Origin of the sequence: Xenorhabdus khoisanae (assembly GCF_001037465.1) — a bacterium.
In the GTDB taxonomy this organism is placed as follows: Bacteria; Pseudomonadota; Gammaproteobacteria; order Enterobacterales; family Enterobacteriaceae; genus Xenorhabdus; species Xenorhabdus khoisanae.
Genome location: NZ_LFCV01000112.1, coordinates 1 through 18,897 on the forward strand (window position 1 = coordinate 1; position 18,897 = coordinate 18,897).

Annotated in this window: 13 protein-coding genes; 8 read left to right on the forward strand and 5 right to left on the reverse strand. The window is 40.2% G+C overall.

All coding sequences use genetic code 11. The annotated features are described in order from the left end of the window. The 5 genes from AB204_RS15350 to rluB all read left to right on the forward strand — a co-directional run. The coding region (locus tag AB204_RS15350) for a hypothetical protein (RefSeq protein WP_053067924.1) at positions 1 to 1,733 on the forward strand (1,733 nt) is incomplete at its 5' end. Positions 1,734 to 1,761: 28 nt separating this feature from the next. After that, the gene (locus AB204_RS15355) at positions 1,762 to 7,134 is read left to right on the forward strand and encodes a S1 family peptidase (RefSeq protein ID WP_053067925.1); all 5,373 of its coding nucleotides are present in this window, start codon (positions 1,762 to 1,764) and stop codon (positions 7,132 to 7,134) included. A gap of 155 nt (positions 7,135 to 7,289) precedes the next feature. Next, a complete protein-coding gene (gene rnm / locus AB204_RS15360; protein ID WP_047964250.1) occupies positions 7,290 to 8,162 on the forward strand; it encodes an RNase RNM in 873 nt (290 codons plus the stop codon). Between the two features lie 17 nt (positions 8,163 to 8,179). Further along, the gene (locus tag AB204_RS15365; RefSeq protein WP_047964251.1) at positions 8,180 to 8,800 is read left to right on the forward strand and encodes an L-threonylcarbamoyladenylate synthase; all 621 of its coding nucleotides are present in this window, start codon (positions 8,180 to 8,182) and stop codon (positions 8,798 to 8,800) included. A 68-nt stretch (positions 8,801 to 8,868) separates the two neighbouring features. After that, positions 8,869 to 9,792, forward strand: a complete 924-nt coding sequence (gene rluB / locus AB204_RS15370; protein ID WP_047964252.1) for a 23S rRNA pseudouridine(2605) synthase RluB — start codon at positions 8,869 to 8,871, stop codon at positions 9,790 to 9,792. A gap of 68 nt (positions 9,793 to 9,860) precedes the next feature. Here rluB and cobO read toward each other — a convergent pair whose 3' ends face one another. Next, complete coding sequence (gene cobO / locus AB204_RS15375) at positions 9,861 to 10,457, reverse strand: cob(I)yrinic acid a,c-diamide adenosyltransferase (protein ID WP_047964253.1); 597 nt, start codon at positions 10,455 to 10,457, stop codon at positions 9,861 to 9,863. After that, entirely contained in the window at positions 10,457 to 11,221 is a 765-nt protein-coding gene (locus tag AB204_RS15380; RefSeq protein ID WP_047964254.1) for a YciK family oxidoreductase, read from the reverse strand. The genes cobO and AB204_RS15380 overlap by 1 nt, the downstream gene beginning before the upstream one ends. A 238-nt stretch (positions 11,222 to 11,459) precedes the next feature. Between AB204_RS15380 and sohB the strand changes: the two genes are divergently transcribed. After that, a complete protein-coding gene (sohB, locus tag AB204_RS15385; RefSeq protein ID WP_047964255.1) occupies positions 11,460 to 12,506 on the forward strand; it encodes a protease SohB in 1,047 nt (348 codons plus the stop codon). Positions 12,507 to 12,633: 127 nt separating this feature from the next. Here sohB and AB204_RS15390 read toward each other — a convergent pair whose 3' ends face one another. Continuing rightward, positions 12,634 to 12,885, reverse strand: a complete 252-nt coding sequence (locus tag AB204_RS15390; RefSeq protein ID WP_047964256.1) for a YciN family protein — start codon at positions 12,883 to 12,885, stop codon at positions 12,634 to 12,636. 307 nt (positions 12,886 to 13,192) lie between these two features. On the opposite strand from AB204_RS15390, the gene topA reads away from it, so the two are divergent. After that, positions 13,193 to 15,790, forward strand: a complete 2,598-nt coding sequence (gene topA / locus AB204_RS15395; RefSeq protein ID WP_047964257.1) for a type I DNA topoisomerase — start codon at positions 13,193 to 13,195, stop codon at positions 15,788 to 15,790. A gap of 360 nt (positions 15,791 to 16,150) precedes the next feature. Next, the gene (gene cysB, locus AB204_RS15400) at positions 16,151 to 17,125 is read left to right on the forward strand and encodes an HTH-type transcriptional regulator CysB (protein ID WP_047964258.1); all 975 of its coding nucleotides are present in this window, start codon (positions 16,151 to 16,153) and stop codon (positions 17,123 to 17,125) included. Positions 17,126 to 17,279: 154 nt separating this feature from the next. On the opposite strand, the gene AB204_RS15405 is transcribed toward cysB, so the two are convergent. Continuing rightward, entirely contained in the window at positions 17,280 to 17,903 is a 624-nt protein-coding gene (locus AB204_RS15405) for an FMN-binding negative transcriptional regulator (RefSeq protein ID WP_047964259.1), read from the reverse strand. A 104-nt stretch (positions 17,904 to 18,007) separates the two neighbouring features. After that, positions 18,008 to 18,897: hypothetical protein (locus AB204_RS15410; protein WP_235428105.1), on the reverse strand; the 890-nt coding region annotated here is incomplete at its 5' end.

Sequence of the window (18,897 nt, forward strand, 5' to 3'; positions counted from 1 at the left end):
CTATTATTTTTTTTAATAATTCTTATGCAAATGAATTAATGAGTAATAATGTTGTTTTAAATAAATATGATAGTAATTCAAAAAATAACGGAAAAAGAAGTGATTTATCAACAGATTATAATATGACTTTTGAGAATGGAAGTCAGTTTTATGATTTGCAAATTAAAATTGCAGATTTTAAGTGTATGTATAAAACTGGAGATAAAAATATTACGTTGAAACCTAAAAATATACATCAAGAGAACATTGAAGATTCCAATAGTTTTAAACCTTTTTGGTGGTGGCCGTGGGGGTGTGAGTTTGAAGATAAATTTATAAAGTGGAATACTACTATTTATGAATATGGAAGTGCACATAAATCATGTGATATTGAATTTAGAGTATCATTTGGTATATGGGCTTTAAAGTGGTCAACTGCCATTAATGTCAAAAATAATAATGACTGCCCACTTGATATTACAGCAACTTGTGATGGTGAAGATTGTAAGAATATGGAAGTTTACCCTGCTGCTAAAAATATTGTTATAACTATCGATGATTATAACGCTTGGGAACCTCCGATAATTACCTCACCTGAACCGAACTCAACAGTTGAGAACAACTATATTACAATTTTAGGAAAAGGTATGATGGAAGACGGTGATTTTCCTGAAATCATTACCAATTTCAATCCATATAATTATTCAGTTCAATCTACAGGGGGTGATAAAAATTGGATAGGTCAACTCTGGATAAGCTGTGGCATTACCGGAACAATTAGCATTAGAGATATAGAAAATTCTGAAGTTACTTTCAATGGCCCGCCATGTGAAGCAACAATCACTTCTATCCAGAATGGACAAACTATCCCGGTAGGAAAATATAGTTTATCAGGTCTAGTGAACAGTGATACGGCTGATCATGAAAAAGAGATGCAGGTGAAAATAACAGGTTATAAAAGGGATGGAACAATTTATTCACCGACAACGAGTTACACTCCAAATATTGACACTGGAACGGGCAAATGGATTTTGGAAGGGTTAGATGCTGTTTGCGGTATTAATTATAATGCATCTGTTAATGCATTTTTTATGCTTTCTGATAGTAAAACAACTTTACCTAGTTTAGTAGGAACAAATATTTCCTATCATACAGTGAACTGTTCGATTGAGATAACCAACCCTAAAGATCATGAAGTTGTTTCTTCAACAACTGATGATACACAAAATATCTCAATCAGTGGTAAGGCTACTGATGGGAAAATTACGGTTGATATGAAACTTTTAAATTCTCAAGACCAACCAATCCAGCCTATTGATGGATTTGCTAAAGATAGAATGTGGGCAGTTGAAGCTAAAGATATCCCTGTAGGTTTTATAGAAATTAAGGCGAGTGATAGTTCTGATCAAGAAAGTAAAACAGTGACTATATTGAGTTCTAAGGTTTTTTCCGTAGAAGCTAAAAATGACAGTGTATTCACGGTATTTGATGGAACATCTATGCCATATATCGAAAGTCTTGAACCAAGAATTGATATATCACTTATAGTTGGGGACTTAGGAGAAAAATCAGAAGATGTGACTCCAGATAAAAAGGGTATATGGATAGCAAAGAAAAAACACTATGCCAGAAGAGGTACATATGCTTTTAACTTTAATGAAGTTAGCGGTAATAGTGATTATGTGGCGAGAAAGAAAAAATTATTAGAGTGTACTGGTGGTGAACTTAAGATGACTTGTATTGAGCGTGAATAATTATTACTCCATTTTTAAGGAGACTGTTATGTTTATTATTAGACTTATCCCTATATTGTTTTTCCTAATTTACTGTGGTGCGTCGTTTTCTGATGTCGCGTTGAAATCTACACCTTTAGAAACTATTATAGGAGGAGAGAAAAGTTGTGAGCCTGACAATAATGTCAAATGTAAACCTTGGGTTGTTAGTATTTTTCATAAGAATACTACAGGTGAATTGAATTTTATATGTAGTGGCTCTTTGATATCTGAGAAATATGTTCTTACTGCTGCACATTGTGAAATGAATGCTCAAAAAACAAAAGAATATATTATTAAAAATTATAAAGAAAAGGAAATAGGCACTGCATCACGCTATAGTTTTTTTAAATATACTCCTGACGATAACCGTTATAATGATTTCGCTATTATACGATTAGAAAAGCCAATAATAGAAGAACCAATAATAGAAGAACGTTACGGTCGTGTTCGTCGCTTCTTTAACTACGATGGAGCTTATGAAAAGCTGGACAGTAATTATTATCAAGCTTCTATTTATGGTTATGGTGTTAAGGGTATTGATGAAAATACAGGTAAACAACAAGCAAATAATGGCACTCAATATAGAGCTGATGTGAAAATTCTAACCTCTGTTTCCGATGCTAATGGAAAACAGGTGATTATTATAGAGGCAAATAAAAATAAAGGACTCAGTCCAGGTATTTCACAACCCGGAGACTCTGGAGGCCCAATTTTTTGGGATGACACCATTATTGGTGTGAATTCTTTTGGAGACGAAATGGCTAAAGGGAGAAATGGGGAGAATAATTATCTTCCTGTCTTAGTTTCAGATGTAACTGATAAGCATTCAGATTCCTCCTTGAGACTTATGAAGTGGTTTTCCAGTACCATGCAACATATTTGGATTTATACTCCAGATTGGAATGCTAATTTAAGAAAGCGAGATGAGGATATTATTATTAAAGGTTTTGGAAAGGCGTCGAGTAAAATTCAACTTGTTTATTCTATCGATGATATTTTACAAGGCTCAGTTGAATGTAAAGTTAATAATTCTCTGGAATGGAAATGCACTATTCCACGTGAGAGTTTTTTTAAAGATCTAGATGAAACAAGAAATTATGAGGTAACTATCAGTGCCAGTGAGACTTCAGACTCGTCACCGAAAAGTGAAACATGGACAAAAGATACTGTACAAGCAAAAATACCTTCTGTTGCGAAAGAATTTGGAATCATTTACCCGGTTGATGGATTAACTATTTATACTGAGGATATTTGGTTACGTGGTTATGCTGAACCTAGTTCAGAAGTTCAAGTGATATTGCAAGTTAATTCAAATGGTTATGGTTATAAAGGAAAGGAATTATGTCAAGAGATTAGGAAAAATGAACCAATAAAAACAAATGAATATGGTAAATGGCTATGTACTGTACGAACTGAACTTATTCAGGAAATTAAAGAAGAACTTGAGGAGGAAAATATAGGTATTAGAATAACGGCAAATCAAAATACAAAAGACGTAAATCTTTATGATCAAGTTAATATATCTCTTTCGAAAAAGAAAACTGTTACAGCAATAGAATTATCTCTAAAAGAAAAAAATCCAATTCATAAATATAAAAAACTCTTGGATCTTGACGTTTCGCATGATGAGAATGCTAATCGTGTTTGTGTTTTTAAAAGAGGGAATGTGAATTGCCAAGATAATAGAGTTAATAGTAGGGGGTTTTATTTGTTAAATTCTTCAGGGGGAACTGAAGACTCCACTTTTTGGTTATTCGATATTGAAGTAGATGCAATACAAAAAGTTGAAGGAGTTGATCCCCTTGATAATAAAACATTGCGTACGGAAAAGAGTTTCATAGGAAGGTATTTTAAACCTACATTTATTAATAAATATAGTAATGATAGCCCAGATGAAATTATATCAACTGAACTTAAAAATAAAAAAATCTCTGGCTATGGTGGTGATAATGAAGAATACACTTTACCTAATAAAGATGAGGTATTACCTTCAGAATACTCTATCTGCATGAAGAAAGAAGATAATTCACCTCCTGTTTCAGAAGCTTCTAAATGTAAAGGAAAAGATGAGAAAGAGATTTATATAAAGATTCCATTGGAAAATGGGGAATATTCTGATGAAGTTCCAATAGAATATAAAACTTATTCAGGGAAAAATAATTTTCCAACTTGGGATATTCTCCTTCCTTCTTCATTGAAATTGAAGGATGGACTCTATTATATTGAAGTAGCAGATAAGTATCATCCAGTGGGATTGAACAATATCAAAAATAATTGGATGCGATTACTTCCTGAAAGAAGCTATTTTCGTATAAAAACCCCAGAAGTTAAAATTAATACACCTTCTGAAGGAGAAACAGATACTGTAGGTAGCACAAGTTTTTTGTCAGGAAGTTCTAATGTACCAGGAGATGAAGTCGCTATTAAAAGACGTAAGATTGCCCCTTCATTAGCGTTGGAAAAAAACAATCAAAATCTGAGTAATGAAACAGTTATCTGTACAGGGGCTGTGGTTAGTGACAATGGTAACTGGCAATGTGGTAAACCAATCATTTTCCCGGCAGGCACTTATGAGTTAACCGCCGAATTGATAAAAGAAGGAAAAGTTGTCGCCACCGATGTCACACACATTACGATTAAAGATAAAAATGATGATGACGAACCCGAACAGAAAAAATTTGAAATAAATAACCCCAAGAATAATTCAACTGTTGATCCGGATAATCCCATCAACTTTTCTGGCACGTTTAGTGGACCTGCTGGTGGAGGAAGTGGTGGCGGTGGATTTGGCGGTTTTCTAAGTAGTTTGATTGGTGGATTTTTTGCTGCATTAGGTGAAGCAGGTCAATTACTGAGCGGTGCTCTTGGCTTCTTTTGGGAGTTCACAATTCATCCGGGAGATATTTTCGGAGGCGATACTTATGTGATGACATTACAGGAAACTCAAAATGGTGTGAACGTCGGTGAGCCTATTAAATGGAATTTTACTGTCCCGATGCGTATCACTGAACCTGAAACAGATGCGCAATATAGGTTAAATGACGGAATTTCTGTTAAAGGTCAGGGAAGCCCCGGTCAACTCGTTTTTGTTGCGGGTTCAGAATATCTCCTGCCACTAGAAAAAGTAACGTTTCCGATTTCAAGTAGTGGATTAATTTGTACAGCAACGGTGGATGAAAAAGGAAAATGGACATGTCCTGATAATCCCATTCTGACAGCAATCAACGAAGGGAAGTTTTTCCTTTATGCAGCTCAATATAAAAAAACAGGTTCAGCTCAGTTGGGAGAATTAGGCGATACTTATGAAAGAACCTCACAGGTTAGGCGTAAGTACGAAGTCACCAAATCAAAAATACAAATCAAAAACCCGGTGCATGGAGCAAAAATAACAAAACTGCCTTTTACTATTTCAGGCACGGGAGAAAAGGACGCTCAGGTATATATTGAGGGCTTCGGTGGTGCTGATAATTGTAATACCACTGTTGATGCTTCATCGGGTCAATGGTCTTGTGGGCCTTATCAGCCCGAAGACGGTAAATATACCCTTTCTGCTGATCAATTTATCAGTGATCAGTTAAATTCAACATCGCAAATCTCTTTTGAAGTTCAGACTAAAACCATTAAACCTGTAGTTATCACTCAACCGCATAATGGTGGGGTATACCGACACCTTGAAAATATTTTACCGCGAGGGACAGGCGAACCGGGAACAACCGTTTGTCTGGCTGAAAAAGTACTTTCCCAGATCTGTAAAAATGGCGTCACTGTGGATGAACAGGGCAATTGGGAATGGCTTGATGGTCTGGATACCGCAGTTAAAGGAGAACAAAAACTGGTGGCAACAGCCTTTTTGGATAAGGTGCGTCAATCTACAGCAAAGGTTACATTTAAGATTGAACCTGCTGCTGGTGAAACGACGTTAACAGTGGAAACGCCCAAAGAAGATGAAGTGATAAAAACACCTTCATATACCTTTAGCGGTACGATGCCAAGTAATGCCAAAACAGTCACGGTACAAGCATTTGGGGGTAATGATGATTGTGTCGCTCAGCTCAATGAAGAAGATTACACTTGGACATGCGGGCCTTACAGTTCTGTGCCGGGGGATTATGATGTAGCGGTGGTAGATGATGCGGGTTCCCAGATTAACAGAAGTTTTAAGGTGCGTTATGGGGACAATTTACAAATGAGTATACGAAACCCAACAGAAGGGGAGCAGATTGACAAAAGTTCTTATTGGATTAGCGGCAAAGGGCAGGTTGGCGCGCGAGTAACTGTCAATGGTGCAGTGACATGTGATGTTTTGGTGAACGAAAATCAAGATTGGGTTTGTCCGTATAATTATAAATCTATCCCCGGAACTCACAAACTTTTAGGGCAGCAATGGGTGAATGGTGTACCTTCAGGTAAGCCAGTGACGCGGAACTATGAAGTGATATATGGCGTACGTGATATTGCTGTACTTACACCGACAGAAGGGGAAAAAATTACGACAAAAACGTATGAGATTAGTGGAAAAGGGCAAGTTGGTGCAAGAGTGACCATTTCTTCTTCAGGCAAGAAGATTTGTGATGTTTTAGTAGATGAACAGCAAAACTGGAGCTGTCCTACAGTTCAGTCTGTACTAGGAGCATATCAGTTTTTGGCCCAGCAATGGGTGGACGGAACACCTTCTGTCAAATCTATCACTAGAAATTATGAGGTGCTCTATGGAGTACAAGATATAAAAATTGATATTACAGCAGATGCATTTTGTCTGGATCAAAACTCATACAGTCCGACCTCCGCATTTGTGATGGGAACGGCAACAAAAGGTGCCTATGTCTCTTTAAAAGTAGAATCCGATGGTGGACACTCCTCAACTTGCACAACACAAACGTCACAGACAGATGGTAGTTGGAGTTGTCGTGTCGATGATATTGGATTAGGGGGACATAATTTAATAGCGGCACAATCTCTTACACCAAATGGTCATTCAATAAGCCCCATAGTAAATCAAAAGGTGAACATTACTTATAATAAAGATTTTCGAATTACTGAGCCTTTGAATAGAGATAACTATGAAACTACCTCTTGGGTCAGTCATTCAGGTTGGGTCTATGTGTCAGGTACAGGAACCCCTGAATCGAAAGTTCTTATTGAAGTAGTTGAATCGTCGTCAGGAAATAAAAAGACGACCAAAGTTAACGTTGGCAAAAAAGGAAAATGGAATTATGGAGAACCTTTTTTTGGCGGATTTTTATTAAATATTGGAAATTATACTTTAAATGCTTCTAGCCAATCTTGTGGACAAAATCAGTCAGCGAATGTTTATTTTTCAGTTATACAAGCACCACCCCAGATTTATTGTCCACCTCATGCCATTTGTTATGATAAATAAAGCTGAGCCAGCTCTCTATTATGAGGGCTGGTTTTTTAGCCTTAAATTCACTCCCCTTCAATCTCATTTCCTGTGTTATCATTTCCGCTTCGTACTTGATGTCACTTGATAGAGAGTACCCTTAGTTTCCCATCCAAAAAAACAGGTACAGGACAATGACTGAAGCCGCCAGTGAAATGACAAAACGCTATGATCTGCATAGCCATACGACTGCTTCAGATGGGGTTTTATCACCTGAACAGCTGGTGGACAGAGCCATTTCCATGGGCATTGATGTGCTGGCAATCACCGATCATGATACGACGGAAGGAATTCCTCCTGCCTTAAATCATATCCAGCAAAATAATCTGCCATTGACACTGACATCCGGTGTTGAAATTTCGACATTATGGGAGAGTTTTGAAATTCATATTGTTGGTTTAAATATTGATATTAACTCTCTTTCCTTAAGAAAATTTTTAGCTAATCAGGTTGATTTAAGGAAACAGCGTGGTATTGAAATTGGTCGTCGCTTAGCTAAAGCAGGTATTCCCGATGCTTGGGAAGGTGCATCCCGTCTGGCTAATGGAGGGCAGATCACTCGCGGCCATTTTGCCCGTTATCTGGTAGATGCGGGTATTGAACCGACTATTCCCAAAGTATTCAAAAAATATTTAGCGAAGGGGAAAATCGGTTATGTTCCTCCACAATGGTGTACAATTGAGCAGGCAATTGAAACCATTCATCAGGCAGGGGGACAGGCTGTAATTGCTCATCCCGGCAGGTATGGTTTGTCAATGAAATGGCTAAAACGATTAATAGCCTGTTTTGAACAACATGGTGGTGATGCAATGGAAGTTGCACAGTGCCAGCAAGCCCCTAATGAAAGACAACAACTTGGTCAACTGGCAAGAGAATATGGGTTGAAAGTATCATTAGGATCGGATTTTCACCAACCTTGTTCATGGATAGAACTAGGACGCAATTTGTGGTTACCCGGTGATGTTGTACCGATATGGCACGACTGGTCACGGATTGGAACTGCATAGAAGTAGAGGTTATCGTTATGAGCCAGTTTTTTTATATCCACCCTGATAATCCACAAAAACGTCTTATTGACCAGAGTGTGGACATGCTGAAAAAGGGTGGTGTTGTCATTTATCCTACTGATTCAGGCTATGCCATGGGTTGTTGCCTCGAAAACAAAGATGCGATGACCCGCATATGCCGTATTCGGCAATTGGAAGGACGCCACAATTTTACGTTGATGTGTCGTGATCTCTCTGAAATTGCCTCTTATGCTCATGTGGATAATCAGGCATTCAGATTGATCAAAAATAACACGCCGGGAAATTACACCTTTATTTTACAAGCGACGAAAGAAGTCCCTCGTCGTTTGATGAATGAAAAACGTAAAACCATCGGGTTGCGTGTTCCTTCTAATCCTATCGCTTTGGCGCTGCTGGAAGAGATGGGTGAGCCACTGATGTCATGTAGCTTAATTTTACCCGGAAATGATTTTGCTGAGTCCGATCCCGAAGAGATTAAGGATTCATTAAGTAAACAAGTTGATTTAATCATTCACGGTGGTTATCTTGGGCAGCAACCGACGACAGTAGTGGATTTAACTGGTGATTCACCAGTAATTCTTCGCGAAGGCGAAGGTGATGTAACACCTTTTTTATAAGGTGAGTAATTGACGTTTTTTTTTATTTTAAGCACGACGCCTGTGAAGGCGACAACAGAGGTTGCTCAATGAGCGATAAAACAGAAAAGTTACAAAAAGTTCTCGCGCGTTCTGGTCATGGTTCCCGTCGCGAAATTGAAGGGTATATCCAACAAGGGCGCATTAGCATTGATGGCAAGACCGCAACGTTGGGTGATCGAATCGAAGTTAAACCCTCAGTAAAAGTTCGTCTGGATGGGCGGATTTTAACTATCAAAGAACCACAGAAAACTGTTTGCCGTGTTCTGGCTTATTACAAGCCGGAAGGCGAATTGTGTACCCGCCATGATCCTGAAGGCCGTCCGACTGTCTTTGACCGCCTGCCAAAAATGCAAGGTGCACGTTGGATCGCAGTAGGGCGTCTGGATATCAACACCTGCGGATTATTGCTGTTTACCACTGATGGGGAATTGGCAAATCGCCTGATGCACCCAAGCTGTGAAGTTGAACGTGAATATGCGGTTCGTGTTTTTGGTGAAGTGGATAATGCAAAACTTCGTCAATTGACGCAAGGTGTGCAATTGGAAGATGGCCCGGCTTCATTCAAAACTGTCACGTTCAAAGGTGGAGAAGGCATCAACCAATGGTACAACGTTACTTTGACAGAAGGCCGCAACCGCGAAGTCAGACGTTTGTGGGAAGCTGTTGGTGTGCAGGTCAGCCGCCTGATACGTGTGCGTTATGGTGATATCAATCTGCCGAAAGGTTTGCCGCGCGGTGGTTGGACTGAGTTGGGGCTGGAACAGACTAACTATTTACGTCAACTGGTCGGTTTAGGCGAAGAGGTTGTGACTAAAGTTGCCGTTGAACGTGATCAACGTCGCATCAAGGCTAACCAAATTCGCCGTGCAGTAAAACGACATGCGCAGGTTGCATCCCGTCCATCGGGAAAACGCCCTGCAAGCAGCTCTCGTCAGAATGCAGGAAGAAAAACAACGCCTAAAGGTCGTTAATTTTCTCAATCCGCTGTTTCAGTTGACGTCAGCATTGATGCTGATTCTATTTGAAACAGCGGGTTTGTTTACCAATCAACGCCTTTTTGCGCTTTGATTCCGGCATCAAAAGCATGTTTTACCGGACGCATTTCTGTGATCGTATCGGCATATTCCAACAATTCCCGATGGCATCCTCGTCCGGTGATAATCACGCTCTGATGTGACGGTCGTTGTTTTAGGGCTGTCAGGACATCGGTTAGTTCCAGATAGCCGTAACTGACCATATAAGTCAATTCATCTAACACGATAAGGTGCAACGAAGGGTCAGATAACATCCTCAGGGCATGTTTCCATGCTGATTGGCAGGCTGCGGTATCTGTTTCACGGTTTTGTGTCTCCCATGTAAAACCTGTTGCCATCACATGAAATTCAGCCCCCTGTTGTGCCAGTAAGTTTCTTTCCCCGCTTTCCCATGTCCCTTTGATGAATTGGATAATGCCAGCACGCTGTCCATGACCAATCGCACGAGCGACAGTGCCAAATGCAGCGGTGGTTTTCCCTTTACCGTTTCCGGTAAATACGATGACTATACCTCGTTCTTGTTGTGCTGCTTCAATACGGGCATCGACTTTCTCTTTCTGGCGTTGTTGCCTTTTTTGGTACTGGCTATTATCTCTGGTCATTATTCGGCAGGCCCTGCTTTGCGACCGGGTTGGGCATCAAAACTGATACCAGAATCATTGCGACTGTCATCGCCCATGACATAAAGATAGACAGGCATGATATCCGCCGGTGTTTTTAATTTGGCTGAGTTTTCATCAGGAAAGGCACTGGCCCGCATATTGGTGCGGGTACCTCCCGGGTTGATACAGTTAATGCGCAGGGAAGTATGCTGATATTCCTGTGCCAAAACTTGCATCAGACCTTCCGTGGCAAATTTGGAAACAGAATAGACTCCCCAACCGCTTCTGCCTTCCCGGCCGACACTGGAGCTGGTAAAGACTAAAGAACCACAGGTGGATTCCAATAAAAGAGGAATTAATGCCTGAGTCAGCATAAAAGTAGCATTGACATTCACTTGCATGACTTCGTGCCAAAGCTGGGTAGGTTGCTCTATGATCGGTGCGACAACCCCAAGCAGCCCTGCGTTGTGCAAAACGCCATCTAAACGGGAATAACACTGTGCCAATTCACGGGCAAACGCCTGGCATTCTTCTGCGGTCACGGTCAGCAAATCCATCGTATAAACATCAGCTGGTAAACCGCCATCGTTTTCAATCTGCTGCTTGACGGTTTTCAGTTTTGCGGTAGTGCGCCCGAGCAAAATAACCTGAGCACCATGACGGGCATAAGTCAGTGCGGCTTCGCGTCCGATGCCATCGCCAGCACCGGTTACTAAAATGATTTTTTGTTGCAGCAGGTCACTATCGGGGTGGTAATCAAACATCGGGCAATTTTCCTGTGTTGCTTGTCAATCTATTTATTTCTACATATAGATTGCCATCTCAAGATGGCATATGCGTCCTTCATCAGAACAAAACTTAAAGTTCCCGTCAAATTTGCCGGAATTGGCAAAAGAGTAGCACGCTAATTGAGATTAGGTTAAGTAAACTGTTAGAGCGCAGCTTTCGGTTTTTGGTTAGAATGAAACATATTGTTCATCATAAGTTAATAAAGGTGGATCTGTGGAATATTTGTCTCTATACGGATTGTTCGTAGCCAAAGTGCTCACGGTTGTTTTAGCCATCGTCGTTTTGGTGGTAGTTTGTATCGGATTAGGTGTACGTAAAACAATGCACAAAGGGGAATTGAAACTTACCAATCTTGGTAAGTCATATAAGGAAAAACAACGTCAGATGCAACAGGCTCGAATGAGTGAAGAAGAGAAAAAAATCTGGCAAAAGGCATTGAAGAAACAGCAAAAAAATGACGCCAAGCAGAAAAAAGCAGAGGCTAAAGCAGGGCTGAAAGGTTTACAGAAGCCGAATCTTTATGTCTTGGATTTTAAAGGCAGTATGGATGCTCATGAAGTTGATTCCCTTCGTGAAGAGATCAGTGCAGTACTCGCCGTCGCAGATAAAGAAGATGAAGTTCTATTGCGTCTGGAAAGCCCGGGAGGCGTCGTTCATGGCTATGGGCTGGCTGCATCTCAATTGGCTCGTTTACGGCAGAAAGGGATACGCCTGACCATTGCTGTGGATAAAGTGGCTGCGAGTGGTGGTTATATGATGGCTTGTGTGGCTGACCGCATTATTGCTGCACCGTTTTCCATTATTGGTTCTATTGGTGTTGTCGCACAATTACCCAATATTCATCGGCTGTTAAAGAAAAATGATATCGATGTAGAACTGCATACTGCCGGAGAGTATAAACGTACACTGACTGTTTTGGGTGAAAACACCGAACAGGGGCGGAAGAAGTTTCAGGAAGATCTGAATGAAACGCATAAATTATTTAAATCGTTTATCTCTCAGCATCGTCCATCTTTGGATATAGAGAAGGTGGCTACAGGTGAGTATTGGTATGGTACACAAGCAAAAGAAAATGGGCTGATTGATGAAGTGGGTGTCAGTGATGATTTCTTGATCGAAAAGATCAAGCATTGTGAAGTTATCGGAGTCAGTTATTCCCGTCGTAAACGTGTGGTTGAACGTTTCATGGGCAGCGCGATGGAGAATGTCGATAAGTTATTGATGCGCTGGTGGCAAAGGGGAGAAAAGCCACTGTTATAATTGTGTTAATCCCGTTTTAAAACAGGCGTTGTGAATATTATGCGGGTAAATAGGGGGGAATTATTGTTATATCCTTTATTGCCCGCATAATTATTGGTAACTGGTCAGGAATGACGCGATTCGTTTCTTAATCGATTAAAGAATACTTTTCGGACAATATATGTGCTAAATGTTTAAACATATTAAATACAGCGGTACTTTTTGCTGTGGGCAACCCGCATTCATCCAGAAAGTATTCACCTTTAAATACTAATACCCCGCCTTTTTGCTCTACACTCTCGGCATACATCCCTTGTATAAAATCTTCGTGGTTCTTAATGATTTCATTTGCTTTTTTCAGTAACTGTTCCCGCTTGATGGGCATTGTTTCAGTTTGCATCTATTATGCTCCTTCAAAAAATAAGTTGTTGCGCATCGTTTTTTATCAGGTAGAGTGTGGACTTTTCGTCATGCAGATGGAAGATTTTGTTTACAACGGTTAAATCATACTATTACATGGTCTGTGTTGGTATATAAAATACCTTAAATATTTCAAAGGGTTTTGCGCTTAAACAAAAGTACAAGATAAAAATTAGTTGATATCTTGCAAATCTATCGCAATATAAAAAGAGATTTTATTTTATATATCGCAACATAACGCCGTGATTTTCGCCATCTGAACAGAAGATAATTAGGTAAAGGTAACTATGGCCAAAGCGCTTGTTATAGTGGAGTCCCCGGCAAAAGCCAAAACAATCAATAAATATCTGGGGAATGACTACGTTGTTAAGTCCAGTGTAGGTCATATCCGTGATTTGCCGACGAGTGGTGCAGCGAGTCAAAAGAGTTCAAGCTCATCTACCGATAAGAATAAAAAGAAAGTAAAAAAAGATGAGAAAACAGCACTGATAAGTCGCATGGGTGTTGATCCCTACCATGATTGGGAAGCGAATTATCAAATTCTGCCGGGCAAAGAAAAAGTTGTCGCAGAACTGAAAACGCTGGCTGAAAAAGCCGAGCATATCTATCTCGCAACTGACCTTGACCGCGAAGGGGAAGCCATTGCATGGCATTTGCGGGAAGTGATTGGCGGGGATAATGCCCGCTTCAGCCGGGTTGTGTTCAACGAAATCACTAAGAATGCCATCACTCAAGCTTTTGATAAGCCCGGTGAATTGAATATTGACCGAGTTAACGCCCAGCAAGCACGCCGTTTCATGGATCGTGTTGTGGGTTATATGGTTTCACCGTTGTTGTGGAAAAAAGTTGCCAGAGGGTTGTCCGCTGGACGGGTTCAATCCGTTGCGGTTCGTCTCGTGGTCGAGCGAGAGCGTGAAATTAAGGTATTTGTGCCGGAAGAATACTGGCAATTACACGCAGATTTAGTGGCTAAAGGAGACATTTCCCTCCATATGGAAGTGACCCATGAAAAGGGAAAAGCATTTAAGCCAGTAAATTCTCAACAAACGCAGGCAGCGGTATCTCTGCTTGAAAAAGCAAGATACAAAGTGATCGATCGTGAAGATCGTCCGACTTCCAGTAAGCCGGGTGCACCATTTATTACCTCAACGTTGCAGCAGGCAGCGAGCACACGGCTTGGGTTTGGTGTCAAGAAAACCATGATGATGGCGCAGCGCCTTTATGAATCGGGTCACATCACTTATATGCGTACTGATTCAACTAATCTGAGTCAGGATGCTCTGGATATGGTCCGAGGTTATATCAGTAACCATTTTGGGGACAAATATTTACCACAAAGTGCCAATATCTACAGTAGTAAGGAGAATTCTCAGGAAGCGCATGAAGCTATCCGGCCTTCTAATGTTGATGTTATGGCAGAAGAATTGAAAGATATGGAGGCTGATGCACAAAAATTGTATCAGCTTATCTGGCGTCAATTCCTTGCCTGCCAAATGATGCCGGCAAAATATGACTCTACGACACTGACTGTTCAAGCGGGTGATTTTGAGCTGCGTGCTAAAGGGCGTACTTTGCGTTTTGATGGCTGGACAAAAGTAATGCCTGCTTTGCGTAAAGGGGATGAAGATAACACCTTGCCGACAATTGCAGTGGGAACTGAACTTGATTTACAGGAGCTGCTCCCAAGCCAGCACTTTACAAAACCGCCAGCACGTTTCAGCGAAGCGTCACTGGTTAGGGAACTGGAAAAACGGGGTATTGGTCGTCCATCAACTTATGCATCGATTATCTCAACCATTCAGGATCGTGGTTATGTCCGGGTTGAAAATCGTCGATTCTATGCGGAGAAAATGGGTGAAATCGTCAATGATCGTCTGGAAGAGAATTTCAACGAATTGATGAATTATGACTTTACAGCGAGAATGGAAGATCAGCTTGATCACGTTGCTAACAACGAAGCGAATTGGAAAGGGGTTCTGAACGAATTTTTCTCCAATTTCAGTGAGCAACTTGATGTTGCCAGCAAAGATCCTGACGAAGGCGGAATGCGTCCGAATCCAATGGTGATCACTTCAATTGGATGTCCGACCTGTAGTCGCCCAATGGGGATCCGTACCGCGACAACCGGCGTGTTCCTCGGCTGTTCTGGTTATGCACTATCACCTAAAGAGAGATGCAAGCAGACGATTAACCTGATTCCGGAAAATGAAATCTTGAATATTCTGGAAGGGGATGATGCTGAAACCAATGCTCTGCGCGCCCGTCACCGTTGTCAGAAATGTGGTACAGCGATGGACAGCTATTTGATTGATAACCAGCGTAAGTTGCATGTATGTGGTAATAACCCTGCGTGTGATGGTTATGCAGTTGAAGAGGGAGAATTCCGCATCAAGGGTTATGATGGCCCTATCGTTGAGTGTGAAAAGTGTGGCTCAGAAATGCACCTGAAAATGGGGCGTTTTGGTAAGTATATGGGTTGTACAAACGAAGAGTGTAAAAACACGCGTAAGATCTTGCGTAATGGGGAAGTGGCACCACCTAAAGAAGATCCGGTTCCATTGCCTGAACTGGCATGTGAGAAATCGGAAGCCTATTTTGTGCTCCGTGATGGCGCTGCGGGAATATTCTTAGCTGCTAATACGTTCCCTAAATCACGTGAAACACGTGCGCCATTGGTTGAGGAACTTGTTCGATTCAAAGATCGGCTGCCGGAGAAGTTGCGTTACTTGGCCGAAGCACCTGTTGCTGACCCGGACGGGAATAAAACGGTTGTGCGTTTTAGTCGCAAAACTAAGCAACAATATATCTCTTCGGAAAAAAATGGTAAGGCTACCGGATGGGCAGCATTTTTTGTTGAAGGTGCTTGGGTAGTGAAAGAGAAATAATAACTTAGGTGATTAATTAGTGCATTATATCTTTGTTTATTAGGTGTAATACATTAGATCTATTCAGATAGATATTTCTTTTTTTACTAAAAACGTAACCTTTTCTTTCTAAAAAGCCAGTCTTTACAGCTGGCTTTTTTTGTATTTAAAGAAAATTAAAACACAATATATCTGCAATGAATGTTTGATTATAGTTACTCATCTTAATTATTTGTTATATAAATATACAGTAGGTGTTATAGTGGTTATATGCCTAAAAATAACTATTCTATATGGTTATAAGTGAATAACTATTAGCAATATAGAAATTGATTAAACTACAAAATATTCGTACATTTGATTATTAGGGACAGTGCTGATATGAAACTACAGCAATTGCGTTACATTGTAGAGGTGGTTAATCACAACCTGAATGTATCTTCTACAGCAGAAGGATTGTATACCTCTCAGCCAGGGATCAGCAAACAAGTCAGGATGCTTGAAGATGAGTTGGGAATACAAATATTTGCTCGCAGTGGTAAACATCTGACACACGTGACTCCGGCTGGTGAAGAGATTGTCCGTATTTCACGTGAAGTTCTGTCAAAAATCGATTCAATTCGTTCTGTCGCTAGTGAACACACCTATCCCGATCGTGGTTCTCTCTATATCGCTACAACTCATACTCAGGCAAGGTATGCTTTGCCTCCTGTCATTAAAGGCTTTATTGAGCGCTACCCCAACGTATCATTGCACATGCATCAAGGTTCACCAACCCAGATTGCGGAAGAGGTGTGCAAAGGAAATAGTGATTTTGCGATAGCAACTGAAGCGCTTCATCTTTATAGCGATCTGATTATGCTGCCTTGCTATCACTGGAACCGTTCTGTTGTCGTGACGAAAGATCATCCTCTCGCCAACAGGCAGAATGTGGCAATTGAAGAATTGGCAGAATATCCAATAGTCACTTACACCTTTGGTTTTACAGGGCGTTCTGAGCTGGATGTTGCTTTTGACCGAGCTGGCCTGAAACCTAAAATTGTGTTTACAGCAACTGATGCTGATGTAATTAAGACCTATGTGCGCTTAGGGCTGGGCGTTGGTGTGATTGCGAGTATGGCGGTTGAACCCGTTCAGGATAGTGATCTGGTACGTATTGATATGCGTGATAGATTCAGTTACAGCACCACCAAGATTGGATTCCGGCGTAGTAGTTTCCTGCGCAGTTATATGTATGATTTTATTTGGCGTTTCGCTCCTCATTTGACGCGTGATGTTGTGGATAAAGCCATTGCATTACGTTCCAATGAAGAAATCGAAGAAATGTTCAAAGATATTGAGTTGCCGATAGTGTAAAAATGGCATAAAGAAGATTAAACCACCTCCCAAGAAGTAGGAGGTGGTTGGTCTTGTTGAGTCTTTGCCAATTGTTGGAGGAAAGCTAAGTTCGCACAAAAATCGGAAATAACCGAATAAGGATTATCGTCTTTCTGCCTATTAGGGCTGTTGTTTAATTTGATGATTTGCCTGTACCGATATTGCGTTTTTTCATATAGCTTGCCAGTTCTTTATTATCCGCACTTTTACTGTTGCCAAGAGCTGTAAACACGCCATTTTGATCGCCTTGGTTTTTATGCTGCCCCAATTTTTCCTTGGCTTGTATTTCATCAATAACGATTTTAAATCCGACAATAGCTTGCTGTTTTTTACTGAGAAATTCTTCTGGCATCAATTTAGTGTTTTCCATCAGGCCAACTTCATATTTGTTCACCAGAGCTTCCAAAGCCAGTTTAGTATCTTCATCGCTTAACAATTTTGTGACACCGTAACAATGGACGGCGGTGTAATTCCAAGTTGGTACAGCATGTGCAGATTCATACCAAGTAGGGGATATATAGGTATGTGGGCCAGTAAAGACCACTAAAACTCTTTGATTTTCTAGCTCTTTCCAATGGGGATTGTCTTTGGCGATATGAGCGTATAAAACCCCGTTTTCGCCTTCATCAGGATTTAATACAAACGGAAGATGAGTGCCAGTCAAAGAAGAAGAAACCAGCAATCCAAAGCTATACGTAGAAATAAATTCAGAAATATTGTCTTTGCCTGTCATTTTCATCTTACGAGGTATATGCATAGCTTTATAGCTCCATATAAATTGAAGTTAAGATTTCTGGTGAATATTTGCTCACATTACCTTAAGCGTATTAGTATTACAATTATTCTATGACAGGTTTTTGATTACGCTTTAAATTCACCACTGAAAAAGCTATCAGAATCTTCTATTGATGACTTGTTGTTTTTGAAGATAAAGTTATCAAAAGCAGTTTTTATTTCGGGATCTTCCAGGGCCTGATAATCAAATAAAGCAACACAGGTAGAATAAGTAAATTCGACATTAATGTTTTCATTGGAGGCACAGTTTGACGTTATTTCAGAGTTGGTTCTGTCAAAATCTATTTTATAAAGTTTCATTTTTGGAACATACACAATCTGATCTCCCACTTCCATGACTTCAATGACACTGGCCAATGTAAGCGTGGAGTAATGATCATTATTTCGTTTTAACCCCATCCTTATGGCATCTCCCTGTTTTTGCAGAAAATCAGAGAAAGTTTTCAAGGCGGGAGAGTATGTATCCACAATTATGTCCATGATAAGCTGGAGTAAATTTGTTGCGATAGAAAGACCTTTCATCTCGTGATGATAAGTTTGACTTTCCATACTTCTGACACTTATTAATGGCAGTTTTGCCATGATGTCTCCCCAGAATTCAATATCTGTTTTATATTTTGAGCCGTTGTTATCAGAATATTTGGTTATATAGTCAGCAACTATTGAGGAAAGGGCTATTTGTGTTTTCTTTATTTCATTTAATTGTTGCATGACACCTGTTTTATTGGCAGTTTGTGAGGTGATAACAAATTGTACAAGGCCATCTGTATCGTGAAGTCTATAATCTGACAGGGAAAACTTATTATTAACATCGACAGAAAAGAATTGATCAGCCTGTTGTATATAACTTAAATAATTTTGACGTTTTTCATTCGTTTTCATATTCATAATATATTCTCCAATCTCTATTAAACCAATTGAACCAATTGAATACTTTGAATATACACTTCCTATAT